A 13202-nucleotide genomic window follows, 5' to 3' on the forward strand; every position below is an offset into this window, starting at 1 on the left:
GGTGAATCAGTCGGCCAAGAGCGCCTCCATCGCCTCCTGTCGGCTGGCATAGATTGGCCACACCATGTCGAGTGAGGTGAGCCTGAGCAGTTCCTTGGCCCGCGTGGAGACCCCGGCCAATGCCATCATACCGCCCCGTGCCTGGACCAGCTTCCAGCATCGCAGGAGCAAGGCTAAAAACATCGACCCGAAATAATCGACGAGACTCAGGTCGAACACCACCAAGGGGTTCTCCTGATGTCGAAACTGCTCAATGATCATTCCGGCGGCCTGTTCCTCGAGCCCGAACTCGAGAGACTCGAGGGCCGGGGTGGCCGAGATCAAGGTGAGATCACCGTGGCGTTCAATTGTGAACGCGTCCTGGCTATGCGGCTTGTTCATCAATGCCGGCCCGAGAGGGTGCTTCGCCACGCGATGGAGCGCGGCGACAGCGAACCCGTGTAACTTAGAACCTCGCCACGCCGTCCACAAGATCAATCTCGTGGGAATGATCCGGGCCAGTACATCTGCTCGTCGGACGGAGCGTGGCGGCCGCCCTTTGGATCAGGCGGACGGGCGGCAGTTGGAGAAGGCGCGGACGACTTCGTAGAGGTCGCGATTCACGAGGATTTGATCGTCCTCGAAGTCACGGAGCCAGACGTAGTTGTCACGGTAGGCTTGAGCGAGCAGAGGATAGAGATCGGCAAGCCGAACGGGCATCGAGGGGGCGTGCGGCTCGTCGTGAGTCTCATCATCGGTGTAGGGGAACACGCGAAGTCGTGCGGTCGCCATTCGGATTTCCTCCTCCGTGATTCGGATCGGCCCAGGCCGGGCTCGCTCACCATTGCTGAGGGCGCGCTACGGCCCTTGGGCGAGTGAAGGTTCGGCCGGAATCGATCCTTCGCGGGACTCAACCGGCCTGGCTTCAGTCTCCAAGGATAGGAATCGGTCGGGACCATGACCTTCCATCAGCCTAACCTCGCCGATTATTAAGGTGAGTCCGTCTGGAGGGGTGAGACGCGCTGGGAAACGCTTGGGAACCCTGGAAAAACTCGCGTGCGAGTTGGCGTCCGGATTCCGCGCCGTCATACTAGAGGCCACCCAAATAGGAACGATCGACGCCGTTTGCGGATTCACTCAGCGTCCGGTTTTGTTCCGGCGATCCCCAAGCTCCCGAACGTCGTTGTCCGCCGTCACTCACCTTGGGCCGAGGACGAGACCGCCACGGAAGAGCCGCTCCCGTTCGCCGCCCACTTTGGAGCCAGCACTCGATGGATCTTCCGCACTTGCACGGCATCGTTCCCCCTTTACCCACTCCGCTCAAGGACGACGAGTCGATCGACCTCGACTCGCTCGTGCGCCTCATCGATTTCCAGATCGAGGCTGGCGTTCATGGGCTCTGGATCCTGGGCACGACGGCCCGCTTCGATATGATCCCCGACTCCCGACAGCGGATTGTCGCCGAGTCGGCCATCGAAACCGCTGCCGGCCGGGTGCCCATGGTCTTGAACGTCTCCGACCAGGGGACCGAGCGGACCCTGGAACGAGCCCGGATGTTCGACGACCTGGCCTACGACTATTATGCGGCTCTCCCCCCTTGGTATCAGCCGATGAGCGGCACCGAGGTGGTCGACTACTTTCGCGTACTGGCCGATCGCCTTGCGCGACCGCTCGTGATCTACAATGCCCCCTGGGTTTGCAACCAGCTCAGCTTCGCGCAGCTTCGGACGCTGGCCGAACACCCAAGGATCGTGGGGTCGAAGGACGTCTGTCCCGGCCTGACGCGAACCCTGGACTGGCCGGCCGCCGAGCGAAGGGAGCAAGGTTTCAGCTACCTTCACGGCACTGACCAACTCGCGTTTTCGACCGAGCTTGGCTCCGACGGCTTCGTGACGAGCCTGTCGAACGCGCTCCCCGAGTTGGCCGTCGCGATCTGGGACGCCGCGCGAGGCGATGATGCCGCGCGGGCCTTCCGGCTCCAGTCGCAGTTCTGCCGTCTCGCTCAGGCGACGGCGTTCGGTCCGATGCTCGCTTGCCTCGAAGTGATGTGCCGGCATCGCGGCCTGCTCAATCGGATGCTCCCCGCGCCGTTGCGGTCGACCGATGAGGTCACGGCCAGTCGTGTGATCGAAGTGATGGAGCGGGTCGGCGTCCTTCCCGAGAGCGCGGTCACCCCGGTGGTCTGAGTCGACTTTGAGTTTGTCGAAGAATCGGGGGCGACGGCTCGTCCCCGATTTGTTAAAGTTTGCCGCCATGCCTGCCGACGAAGGCGTCTTGGGCGTTGGAAAGGCGAGAGCGGATCCTGGCGTTCGCCCGGAGGGCGGACCTCTGAAACGACTTGCTAGAGAGGGCCATTGAGCATGGATGCTCGCTGCGTTCGCGACGCGCTGAGGCGATGGGGGCTGGCTGGAGTTGCGTTGACCTTGATTCCGGGACTGACGGGGGCCTCGCATCGCACCGCGAACTTCGTGGTCGAGGCACCGACGCCGGATGTTGCCAAAAAGGTCGCTGAGCAAGCGGAAATCTGTCGCTCGACCATTGCAAAACAGTGGCTTGGTCGCGACCTCCCTGCCTGGACCACGCCTTGCCCGATCAAGGTCAAAATCACTGGCGGAGAGGCTGGGGGAGTGACCTCTTTCGGCTTCAACCGAGGGAAAGTCTCTGACCAGGACATGGCGGTCGAAGGGCGACTCGATCGGATTCTCGCCTCGGCGTTGCCCCACGAGGTGACGCACACGATCTTCGCCGCCTACTTCGGTGGGCCGATGCCGCGTTGGGCCGACGAAGGGGCCTCGCTCTTGAGTGAAGACCTTCGTGAGCGCCAGCGGCACGATCAGATTGCGATTGACCTTCTCAATCGACGCGGCGATTTTCCCCTGTCCCGGCTCTTCCGGATGGAAGAATACCCCTCCGACCTCATGGGCTTCTACGGCCAGGGCTACTCGATCTCGCGGTTTCTGATCGAGATGGGAGGCCGCCCTCGGTTCCTCAAGTTCGTCAAGGACGGCCTCAATTCGGGATGGGACCTGGCGACTCGTACCCACTACGGGTTGTCGGACGTGCGCGAACTCGACCGCGCCTGGCACTCCTGGCACAAAGTGGCCAGCCGTGGAACCGCGAACAGCGACCTGGTGCTCGTCCGCGCCCAGTCCGACTCTGAGCCGCAAGAGTGAGCGCTTTCCAAAGGTCGATGACCTCGAACGGACTCAAGGGCTGGAAAAACGCTCCCTCTCGGGGTTAGAGTCGTTGGAAATGGGGAGATTCCTCCCCCACTTTCTTTCGGTCTGGCTCGTTCGCGCGGAGCCAACCGCTCGACGGGCCGTCTTGGGCATGTGACCCATGACGTGGAAGTTCTCGGTCGTGACGACGCGCGCCGGAAGCTTCGGCCACGATGTTGACCCACGTCAAAGAATCAAGACCCGGCGAGACGGGCGAACCCAGCCAGGGCAGAGGGGCCGGCGCCTGGCGCGAGGTCGTCGCGGTGGCGTTGGGGGTGATCGGGTTCACGCTTCTCCTCTGGTTCGCGCGCGGCGAACTGGGGATGACCTGGGACGAGCCCTACTTCTTCGAACGCCAGCATGACATGCGGCGCTGGTTTGCCCAGGTGGCGGGCACGCCGGCCGAACGCGCCCAGGCGTTCAGCGTCCCAGGGTTGGAACGAGGTTGGCGCGTCTGCCGCGAAGTGCCCGACCAGCATCCACCGGTTCCTCCGCTGCTGAGTCTGGCGACCGGCCTGACATTCGAATGGCTGCTGGGACCGCTCCGTGCCTATCGGCTCTCGACGCTGATCGTGTTCGCGATCGCAGCCGGGGTGCTCTTTCGGTTCGTGCGGATGCGCTGGGGTTCGACACCGGCTGTTATCGCGCTTGGAGCCTTGGTCTTCAACCCGCGCCTCTTCGCCGACGCCCAGCAAATTACCGCTGACGTGGACCTCGGCGCCTTCTGGTTTCTGGCCGCCGTTGCCTTTTTGCGGACCTGCGAGACCGGTCGCTTGCCCTGGTTGTCCGGTCTTTTTGCCGGCCTGGCGATCATGTGCAAGGCCACGGGGGTTCTCGTGCTTCCGGCCATGCTCCTCTGGGCGATTCTCTCTCGGCCGAAGGGGTGGTGGCGGCCGATCGTCTGGGCCGTGCCCGTTTTGCCGGTGACCATGATCGCGGTCAATCCCGGGTGGTGGCTGGGACCTGTGCCCGGCATGGCCCGGTGGGTCCGGGCCTTCCTGGCTTATCCTCAGAAAGTTCCCGTCTATTACCTGGGGCAGGTCTATGACTCGGTCCGGACGTTTCTCCCTTGGCACAACACGCTGGTCCTCACTGCGGTCATGGTCCCCATTGGCCTGCTTGTCCTGGCTGGGTTTGGTCTGATTGTCGTAGGTTGGGAAACCGCCCGGAGGAAGAACAGGCCTTCGGAGATTCTAGACGCAAACGGGCACCCTCGCTTTTTGCCCGACTCGACGGTCGCCGCCTGGGCGGCGATCAACTTCCTGACGATGATGGGGATGCGGATCCTCCATTTCATGCCCGCTCACGACGGTCTCAGGCAACTCGTCCCCGCCTTCTTCTTCTTCCCGGTCCTGGCCGCCTATGGAGCCTCAATCCTGCTTCGACTTGCGAACAGGCCCAGGCGCTGCCTCATCCAAGCCGGGTTGTTCGCGTGCGTCGTCGCCTCGGCCTGGTCGACATTGTCGATCCATCCCTATGAGCTCTCGTACTACAACGCATGCATTGGCGGGGCGAAGGGGGCGAAAGCTGCCGGGATGGAGTCCACCTACTTCTGGGATTCGGCGACCGTCGACGTCTTGGATTGGATGAATGCCCACTTGCCGCCGAAGGCCACGGTCCTCATCTTTCCGCCGCCGAACATCCATACCTTCGACTGGGAGCAGCGTTGGGGACGCTTGCGAACCGATCTGACCTTTCTGAATCTCGATGCTCCCGACTTCAACGAGCGCCTGGCTTTGATGTACGGGCCTGCTCCTTGCTACCTGATCTTCCAGATGAGGCAAGGGCTCTATCAACCACGCCAGCCGGGTGATCTCGACCTATTTGCTCGACTCGCGGATTCGCCTGCGCTCTTTCAACTCGCCCCCGCGCGGGTCGGAGTCCGCCTCCTGGCTATTTTCGACCAGGACCAGTTCCGGTCGGCTGTCGAGGCTGGTCAACCTCGCGAATCGCGCTCCCCATAAGGTATTCGCCGTTTTCGATCGAGTCCCCTGGAAGGCGGCCGACCGCCCGTGACCTACGATCATTTGGGTTGCATTCCCAGGGAGCGAGGACGTCGCGCCCGCATTCGGGATTCCTCGGGAACGTTGTGTCCAACGCCTCTGAAAACCGCTCCCAATTACGCCCCATCCTGGCCGTCGAGAGGTTCGTCTCCCATGAGATTCCGCTTCCCCGTCCTCGGTTCTCTCTGCCTTCTCTCCGTGTCAGGGTGCGTGCCTGCCACTCCCGCCGCCACATCGACCCCTCCTGCCAGCACATCGACCTCCGCGCTCGACCCCGATCAGATCACCCAGGTCTCCGTCATCAACGCCCTCATGCTCGGTCAGTACGATGGCCAGATGGGGATCCCCGAGATGCTTCGCTACGGCAATTTCGGGGTTGGTACGCTCGACCATCTCGACGGTGAGTTGATCGTCCTGGATGGAAAAGCCTATCAGGTCCGTGGCGACGGTCAGGTCCTTGAGGTCGGCCCTGACCGCTCGACGCCCTTTGTGGTGGTGACCTCGTTCGACCAGGACGGCGCGTTCCCGTGCCCCCCCGTCGGCAGTCTCACCGACCTGGAAGCCCACCTGAACGAGTCGCTTGCCCAGAAGAACAACTTTGTCGCGATCCGGGTCGAGGCCCGTTTCCGTTCACTCACCTTGCGGAGTGTTCACCGTCAGGAACCCCCCTACAAGCCGTTGGCCGAGGTGGCGAAGAGCCAGTCGGTTTGGACCCACGAGAACCTGAGTGGAACGCTCGTCGGCATCCGCAGTCCGGCCTGGGTCGATGGGCTCAACGTCCCTGGCTACCACTGGCATTTTCTCAGCGAAGACCACAAGATCGGTGGACACCTCCTCGATTGTCGGGTCCGTGATGGGCGCGTCCGCTATGACATCTGCGGTGACTGGCTGCTCAAACTGAGTGAATCCAAGGAGTTCAACACCACCGATCTTGGCCGCGACCTGAGCCGTGACCTCAAGCGGGTCGAAAGTTCGCGAGGTCAAGAGGACGAGGTTGACGCGAAGAAGTAAGTTTCTGGATCGTTCGCGAAAAGGGGAGGGGGCTGGCGCTGACCTGACGTTGGGGGTGAACGCTGAAGCGACGAGATCCGCCATTCTGTCGAGGTGAGATATGTCCACCCGATTCTTCTGCTGGAAGGGGCTGCAAGTCGGCGTCGAGCGGAGCCGGCAAGTCTTGCGGCTAGAGATGGAACCGCGGGCCTCCTGGCATGAAATCCGGATGGGGGGGGCAGGGGGCCGACGTCGCGAGGGAGAGGCTGAACTCATCGAGCTCGACGTCGAGGAGCGATTCGAGGCTCCGCTCTACCCAAGCATCGCCAACCTCCCCGACCCATTTCCGTTCGTCTCCGCCGCTGTGCTCGCCCAGAAGGCGAAGGCGGTTGATGACGGCATCGTGGCGACCTTGGAGTTCCTGCTCGCGGAAGGCACGATGTCGTTCCGTGGTCGTTCCGCGCTTCTCGCTGGCCTGCAAAGCCAACTTCAAGGCGGCTGGGATCGGTCGCCTGACGACCCCCGACTCGCTGAGGCCATCGGCCTGCTCTCGGCGGTTCGCTCATTGGTCGGGGACAATGATCCGGCCGATCCGATCACTTGGCCCACTCCCTTGCGGCTGTGGAGGAACCAATATCTCCGGGACTTCCGCAAGATGCAGGAAGTGGATGTGCCGCTTGGCGTTTACGCGTGGAGCCAGCGGTTGGCCGGTCTCTACCGACAAAGTAAGTCGCTCCAAGAACCGCTCTCGGAGGCTGCTGCTTTGCCTCTGAGGCAAGCTCTGGAAGCGGACCTGCCATTGCGTGGCGCCTATGAGACTCACCTCGCCCTCTTGGCACTGACCAACCCGCTGGTGAGGCCGCATCTGCTTTCCCGCTCCCCTTCCTCGGCCCCCGCCTTTTTTCCGGCCTCGAAGTCTCGTGAAGGGCAGTTGGTAAAACTCCTCGTGGGGGATCAACCGGTTCCGCCCGGCTTTGATCTGATCGGCGAACTCATCGCCCGAGTGACGGATGGTCGTCTCAGCCTCGCGACCTCCGAGGAGAGTGGTTGGTATGACTCGATTCTTCACGCCCTTGAGCCTCTGCTGGTTCCGGATCAGGTTCCCGAGGCGGGCAGGCTCCAGCTTGCCGAGGATTATCGAGACGACCTTCAGCAATTGTTCCGATCGCTCTTGGGGACGGCCCGAGAAAGCCACGTTAAGCAGCTCGAGATGGCCGCCGCCGGGGGATTTGCCCTGGTGATTTCACCCCACCTGACTTTGGAACCCCTGGCTGAGCACTATCGCCGTCGCGCGGAATCCTACCGTTTCGTACGCGAGCGGCTGGTGACCTTGCTCGGGGAGGATGTGCTGCTTTCCTGGAACCGGGCGACTCCGTCGGGGGAGACCGGTGTGCCGTTGCTCGACGAAATCCATCTGATGGAGCAGTTATTCGCAGGGGCCTCGGCCATCGTTCAGGACGAGCTCGGCATCGTCCCCGCAATCGAGAGTGAGGGAGGCGACCGACGATGGCTCACGGCCGCCAAGGCGCGGACTCGCTCCTGGATCGCCTCCCACCGCGATGATCCCGATCTTGGCGAAGATGTCAGGATGATGGTGCCCCTCTTCAAAGATGTCGAGCGGGATGAGTTTCACGTTCTCGCCGTGGTTGGCTACGAGCAACGCAACCTCAAAGTCAGCTTCGTCGACTTCCCGGAAGTGACCGTGCGCGACAGTCAGGGACGCGCGGTTGAATCCGACATCCAATGGTCTGATGCCACGTACCCTTTGGCGCGACCCGTGACGATGACCTGCCGCACCCGACGATTGCTCGATCGCGACCAGTTCCGCGAACTCTGCGACCGGGAAAAAACAATGGCAGCGATTCGGTCGGCGCTGGAGGGATAGCCACATTTTCTTCCTCAATGTGGCTGAGTCTAAAGAGTTTAGTAGTTTACTGATTGCGATATGTTGTTTTTTTAAATTGATTTTTTTGTTATTTGTTATAGTGGATTTTGCTGGGTGGACGAATCGAGTCTCACGGCATCGAGACCGCAGTGTTTGGGAACCTCCAAGAGGTCACCCGCCTGGCGGACTCCGGTCTTGGTCTGTCGAAGGTCATACGAGTCTGCGTGCGGATTCGAATTTATCTCCGTCGGCGAATGGGAATCCCCAAGCGAGGGAAGTCCGGGGGCCACGCGGAACCCGTGTGGGAACGCTTTGGCAGTGTCGCACGGGTTGCGAGTACGTAACCGCGTAGCACCCGGAAAGGCGGCCCTCAGCTCAGCAATGGAGAGCGTTCTTGGTTTTTGCTGCGAGAGAGAAGCTCTGAAGACTCGGGCAAACTTTTAGCCTGGATTTCTCACCAGGGATTGAATCGGGCTGCCTTGCGTGTCATAGGTGGAATTGCGACAACCACTTTTGACACCGAACCAAGGCAGCCCGATGGCTACAGAGTGTAACTCGACTTACCTCGACTTTTCCATCCTCGGTCACCGCCAAGTGCTCGCCGATTTTGACGGGGGCGCCATCTCTTCCGACGGCGGTGCACTTCTGCTCCGTCAGATCGAAGCCCGCACCGGGATCATCCGCCAGTTCGCCGCCTGCTTTACCGACCATCGCGATCCTGACCTCGTCGAGCACCCCCTGGAACACCTCCTGGCCCAACGCGTCTATGGTCTGGCCTTGGGCTACGAAGACCTCAACGACCACGACGATCTCCGCTGCGATCCGTTACTGGCCACCGTCGTCGGCAAGACCGATCCCACCGGCCAGGACCGGCCACGGCTCCGCGATCGCGGCAAGCCGCTGGCTGGCAAGAGTACCCTCAACCGCTTGGAACTGACCCCTGTCGGGGCCGACGGACAGAGCCGTTACAAGAAGATCACCTGTCAGACCCATGAGGTCGAACGGCTCTTCGTTACCCTCTTTCTTCAGGCCCACAGCCGACCCCCCGAGCGGATCGTTTTGGACCTCGACGCCACCGACGACACGGTCCATGGCCGCCAACTTGGCCGCTTTTTCCACGGCTACTACAAGGGATACTGCTATCTCCCGCTCTACATCTTCTGCGGCGACCACCTGCTCTGTGCCCGGCTGCGTCCCTCCGACATTGATGCCAGCGCCGGCTCGGTGAAGTCCCTCAAGCGGATCGTCTCGCAGATCCGCCAGGCGTGGCCTCAGGTGAAGATCCTGATCCGCGCCGACAGCGGGTTCTGCCGCGAGGAGATCCTTCGCTGGTGTGAGGACAACGGCGTGGATTACCTGATCGGCCTGGCCAAGAACACCCGGCTGACGGCGGCGATCGCGACGGAATTGGCCCAAGCACGCCAGCAATTCGAGGCGACGAAACAGCCGTCCCGGGTCTTCGCCGAGTTGCGTTATCAAACGCAGAAGACCTGGAGCCGAGAACGTCGGGTGGTGGCCAAGGCCGAGCATCTGGGCAAGGGGGCCAACCCGCGGTTCGTGGTCACGTCGCTCACGGTCGAGGAACGAGCGGCGCCGCCGCTGTACGAGCAAGACTACTGCGGTCGCGGTGAGATGGAGAACCGGATCAAGGAGCAGCAACTCCATCTGTTCGCCGATCGGACCAGTGCCCACACGATGCGTGCCAACCAGATCCGGCTGTTCTTCTCCTCGATCGCCTACGTGTTGCTGGAGGCGTTGCGGCGGCTGGGGCTGGCGGGAACGGCGATGGCCGAGGCGCAGTGCCAAACGATCCGTCTGAAGCTCTTGAAGATCGGGGCGTTGGTGCGGGTGACGGTTCGCAAGGTGTGGGTGAAGTTCTCGAGCGGTTGTCCGTATGCGGAAGTGTTTCGGCGTGTGCACACCAACTTGGCGCGGTCGGGGCCCTTGATCCCGAGGTGCTGAAACGAGGAGACCCAGTCAAATGAGGCGGGAAAGCCCCTCCCTGAGGAGGGGTGAGGATCGGGGTGCGCCCCCGCCTGGGCGCGGGGGCCTGAGGAACCAGGTTCGCGTTGGCGTGAAGAGGTCCGATCAGGTCCACGCCGACGTGATGAGCAAGCGGGAGACCACGCAGGCCGCGGGTGGCGGGGGCGAGCCGTCGAAATCGTCGAGCGATCGGACCCCGAAAGAATAGGGTGAGAAATCCAGGTTAGGGGGTCTCGGGCTTCGCCGGGGGTTTCTCCTCTCCGCCCGGCTTCTCGACTTTGTCGGAAGGCGCGGGCGTTGGCTTCTCGAGGGGCGTCTCATCCGGTGGCTTGTTGTCTTTCGTCGCCTCGGGCGGCGGTGGCTCGTCGCTCGGCTTGGTCGAGGGCTCACCGCCCGGCTTGGTCGAAGGCTCGCCGGTCGGTTCTTCCTCCTTCGTGGTTTCTTTGCTCCGCTCCTTCGCGGGCTTGGCGGTGATCAAAAGCTTCCCATCCTTGATCTGGAGGCTCTCCAGCTCGTTTAGAACTCGCGCATTCTCGGGTTGTTTTGCGGCATCCTCGGCCAGGTTTTTTGTCCCGAGGGAGGTCAGTAGTTGCTGGGAGAGAGTCTGGCCGTTGACCTCGATCGAGTCGGCTCGGACGTCGAGCAACCCGTCCCGGAGCGAGGCGGCGAATGTGGCTTTCCCGTTCAGGTAGCGGCCTTTGACGCCGGGGAGGCTGAGCTCTCCGAGCGGAAGGCTGATTTGCCCCTTCAGCTTATCCCCTTCGAGGACGAAGTAGACTCGGTCCGCCACCTTGGACTTTTCGGCGAGCCAGATGTTCAACTCGTCTCCACTGAGAACGAGCGGCTCCGCCTCTTTGCCTTGATCCAAGGCGTTCTTGAAAGCATCGATCCGCGCGAGCAAGGCCTCGCGATCCTCTTTGGACATCTCCACTTTGGGCAAGGTCATCGGTGTCGGGGAGGTGTACTGATTTACGAGCTTGAGGTAGGCCTGATAGCCGAAATAGCCGCTGATCCCGATGGCCACCATGCTCAGGACGGCCAGCACGACCGCGGTGATGCATCCATAGAAGAGACAGCCATGCCCCGGCTTTGGAGGCTCGGCGGCCGTGTTGAACGGCTCAGGACTCATGCGACGGTCGCCAGGATCAGTGGTCATCGGAGAGTCTCCTTAGTTACGGGCCAGGGAATCGTCGACCGCGCCCCGCCCTTTTGGTGAGGGCGACCCGCTCGCCTTTGGGCCATCGTCGGTGACATTGGCACTACAGTCAATATTCGTGAGGACGTGCCTCGATATTGAATGGCTCCCAGGCAATGACGATGCCCTACCGGTCAGCGAGCACAATTCGACGATCCGAACTTCGTTCGGCTGGTTCGCTTTGGGGGCCATTGCGGCGGCTGTCGCATTGAGGAGTGGAAACAACTTCTCATGAACGGTCAACCGTAGACAGACCCATGGATACCCTACCTCACTCACCGTTGGAATTGTGAGATTCCTTCCCCCACGGAGGCAAAATGGAAAGATTCACCAAGATTACCGCTCTCTGGGCAAGGTTGGAGTGTCACAAACCGAGAGGGGCGACGTTGACCTGGCGTCGACGCCGTTCTCGCTTGCGGAGGCTTGATTCCAAGCTCCAGCGTGTCGACCGTTTCATGGACCCGCATCACCAGACCCAACGGGCGGTCGCGGCTGATCTATTTGCGAATCAGCAAATGTTCGGTTTTGCGAAGACGTCGCTGATCTTTTTGTGAAAGTCCGAGGAGCGATTGATTTCATCGATTCAGGATATAAGGGGCCTCTCTTGGACGAGGGGCATGTCGTCTCTTACTCTGTTTGATGAAACCAGGTGATTTTCGAGATGTCCATTCCCAAATCGACGGAGATTTTGCTGGGTTGAGTGTGAGAAGACGGTGCCCTGATCCGGCTCTCCGTCTTCTCTGTTTTCGTTTTAATGCCTCGTACAAGGAATCCCATTCCCATGATGCCCGACCGGGTCGAAGAGATGGCCAAGTTCGCCGAGGGTGACAAGAACGTGCGGGCATTCCTCAAGGTCATTCGTTGGGCGGAGTTCTATCCGCATGGCAACTTGGGAAGCGACTATCGGCGGAGATACGGGGGGAGTGAACTCAATGACTTGAAGGATCACCCGATGAATCAGACGGAGCGGTGGGGAAAGAAGTCCTCCGCATCGGGTGCCTACATGATTACAAAGGAAACTTGGGTGGAATATAAGAAAAAACTAGGGCTTACCGATTTCAGTGCAGATTCTCAGGATCGGGTGGCCATTGCGATTATCAAGCAGGCGAAAGCGTATGACCTGATTCGAGAGGGGAAGATTGAAGATGCCGTCAAGAAGTTGAACAAGCGGTGGTCCTCGCTGCCCGACGGAAGCCAGCATCAAGCGGGCGTGACCATGGAAAAGACGCTGGAGCAATTCCGGGCTTACCGAGCTGAAGAGCCATAGCACGCTGGGCAGACTGGGGACGGATGGCCGGTTCAGCCGGTTTTACACAACGGACGGAAGGGACGTTGTCGCCTGCGGGCGGTCGCTGTGCACCCGCCTCACAGGCCGTGGGTTTTTGTCGCCACGCTTCTTTGAGAGTAAAAAGGATAGATATGCCTCCTGCGAATCGACCGACTCCTGCTGCGAGCAGTAGGGACGCTGAGATTGTGATCAAGGCCTGCGAACTCCATTGGGAGGAGCATCAAGGGAATTGTAGTGGGTTTGTGAAGGCTGTTGCCGCCGAACTCGGCGTCGGCCTGTCGGGGCAGGCGAATGACATCGTAAAGTCGATCTCGGAGAATTGGTGGCCGATTGATTCCGGCACCGAGGCGAGAAACTGGGCTGAAGCCGGTTACCTCGTCGTCGCGGGCTTGGAGGCCCAGCCGAACGGACACGTCGTGGTCGTCGTACCTGGTCCCCTTGCCAACGGAAAATACCCGACAGCCTACTGGGGCCGGTTGGGGAGCTCCGGGAAGAAAAACACGACGCTCAATTACTCCTGGAATTCGACGGCCAGAGATAACGTTGTCTACTGCGGTACGCTCGTGCTCAAAAAATAGCCGCGATCATGCGTACTTCGGCAACAGTGGGCCTTTACATTGTTGTTGCGGAATCGTGGAAGGACGCGCGGAGGATCGCCAGG

At 61.2% G+C, this 13202-nt stretch carries 11 protein-coding genes; 8 read left to right on the forward strand and 3 right to left on the reverse strand.

Annotated features, from left to right (window positions below; translation table 11 throughout):
* Positions 1-6: 6 nt before the first annotated feature.
* The gene (locus SINAC_RS25005) at positions 7-381 is read right to left on the reverse strand and encodes an STAS domain-containing protein (protein ID WP_237722749.1); all 375 of its coding nucleotides are present in this window, start codon (positions 379-381) and stop codon (positions 7-9) included.
* A 162-nt stretch (positions 382-543) separates the two neighbouring features.
* Complete coding sequence (locus tag SINAC_RS25010) at positions 544-771, reverse strand: hypothetical protein (RefSeq protein WP_015248354.1); 228 nt, start codon at positions 769-771, stop codon at positions 544-546.
* A gap of 479 nt (positions 772-1250) precedes the next feature.
* Between SINAC_RS25010 and SINAC_RS25015 the strand changes: the two genes are divergently transcribed.
* From SINAC_RS25015 to SINAC_RS25040, 6 genes are all read left to right on the forward strand, one after another.
* Positions 1251-2165 (forward strand): dihydrodipicolinate synthase family protein, encoded by a 915-nt coding sequence (locus SINAC_RS25015; RefSeq protein WP_015248355.1) that lies wholly within the window; start codon positions 1251-1253, stop codon positions 2163-2165.
* A gap of 174 nt (positions 2166-2339) precedes the next feature.
* Positions 2340-3152 (forward strand): hypothetical protein, encoded by an 813-nt coding sequence (locus tag SINAC_RS25020; RefSeq protein ID WP_015248356.1) that lies wholly within the window; start codon positions 2340-2342, stop codon positions 3150-3152.
* Between the two features lie 218 nt (positions 3153-3370).
* Entirely contained in the window at positions 3371-5161 is a 1791-nt protein-coding gene (locus tag SINAC_RS25025) for a glycosyltransferase family 39 protein (protein WP_015248357.1), read from the forward strand.
* 192 nt (positions 5162-5353) lie between these two features.
* Entirely contained in the window at positions 5354-6211 is an 858-nt protein-coding gene (gene budA / locus SINAC_RS25030; RefSeq protein ID WP_015248358.1) for an acetolactate decarboxylase, read from the forward strand.
* Between the two features lie 100 nt (positions 6212-6311).
* Complete coding sequence (locus SINAC_RS25035; protein WP_015248359.1) at positions 6312-8075, forward strand: hypothetical protein; 1764 nt, start codon at positions 6312-6314, stop codon at positions 8073-8075.
* Between the two features lie 537 nt (positions 8076-8612).
* Positions 8613-10037, forward strand: a complete 1425-nt coding sequence (locus SINAC_RS25040; RefSeq protein ID WP_015244773.1) for an IS1380 family transposase — start codon at positions 8613-8615, stop codon at positions 10035-10037.
* Positions 10038-10281: 244 nt separating this feature from the next.
* Here the strand turns inward: SINAC_RS25040 and SINAC_RS25050 are convergent, their stop codons facing one another.
* Positions 10282-11214, reverse strand: coding sequence for an RAD23 family protein (locus SINAC_RS25050; protein WP_015248360.1), 933 nt, complete (start codon positions 11212-11214; stop codon positions 10282-10284).
* Between the two features lie 820 nt (positions 11215-12034).
* Between SINAC_RS25050 and SINAC_RS25060 the strand changes: the two genes are divergently transcribed.
* Positions 12035-12520, forward strand: a complete 486-nt coding sequence (locus tag SINAC_RS25060) for a glycoside hydrolase family 24 protein (RefSeq protein ID WP_015248362.1) — start codon at positions 12035-12037, stop codon at positions 12518-12520.
* 152 nt (positions 12521-12672) lie between these two features.
* A complete protein-coding gene (locus SINAC_RS25065) occupies positions 12673-13119 on the forward strand; it encodes a hypothetical protein (RefSeq protein WP_015248363.1) in 447 nt (148 codons plus the stop codon).
* Positions 13120-13202 lie beyond the last annotated feature (83 nt).

Source organism: Singulisphaera acidiphila DSM 18658 (assembly GCF_000242455.2).
Classification (GTDB): domain Bacteria; phylum Planctomycetota; class Planctomycetia; order Isosphaerales; family Isosphaeraceae; genus Singulisphaera; species Singulisphaera acidiphila.

Excerpts from the sequence above, each read along its gene's own strand:
- SINAC_RS25005 (WP_237722749.1), bottom strand. The coding sequence starts at position 381 with ATGAACAAGCCGCATAGCCAGGACGCGTTCACAATTGAACGCCACGGT.
- SINAC_RS25010 (WP_015248354.1), bottom strand. The coding sequence starts at position 771 with ATGGCGACCGCACGACTTCGCGTGTTCCCCTACACCGATGATGAGACT.
- SINAC_RS25015 (WP_015248355.1), top strand. The coding sequence starts at position 1,251 with ATGGATCTTCCGCACTTGCACGGCATCGTTCCCCCTTTACCCACTCCG.
- SINAC_RS25020 (WP_015248356.1), top strand. The coding sequence starts at position 2,340 with ATGGATGCTCGCTGCGTTCGCGACGCGCTGAGGCGATGGGGGCTGGCT.
- SINAC_RS25025 (WP_015248357.1), top strand. The coding sequence starts at position 3,371 with ATGTTGACCCACGTCAAAGAATCAAGACCCGGCGAGACGGGCGAACCC.
- budA (WP_015248358.1), top strand. The coding sequence starts at position 5,354 with ATGAGATTCCGCTTCCCCGTCCTCGGTTCTCTCTGCCTTCTCTCCGTG.
- SINAC_RS25035 (WP_015248359.1), top strand. The coding sequence starts at position 6,312 with ATGTCCACCCGATTCTTCTGCTGGAAGGGGCTGCAAGTCGGCGTCGAG.
- SINAC_RS25040 (WP_015244773.1), top strand. The coding sequence starts at position 8,613 with ATGGCTACAGAGTGTAACTCGACTTACCTCGACTTTTCCATCCTCGGT.
- SINAC_RS25050 (WP_015248360.1), bottom strand. The coding sequence starts at position 11,214 with ATGACCACTGATCCTGGCGACCGTCGCATGAGTCCTGAGCCGTTCAAC.
- SINAC_RS25060 (WP_015248362.1), top strand. The coding sequence starts at position 12,035 with ATGATGCCCGACCGGGTCGAAGAGATGGCCAAGTTCGCCGAGGGTGAC.
- SINAC_RS25065 (WP_015248363.1), top strand. The coding sequence starts at position 12,673 with ATGCCTCCTGCGAATCGACCGACTCCTGCTGCGAGCAGTAGGGACGCT.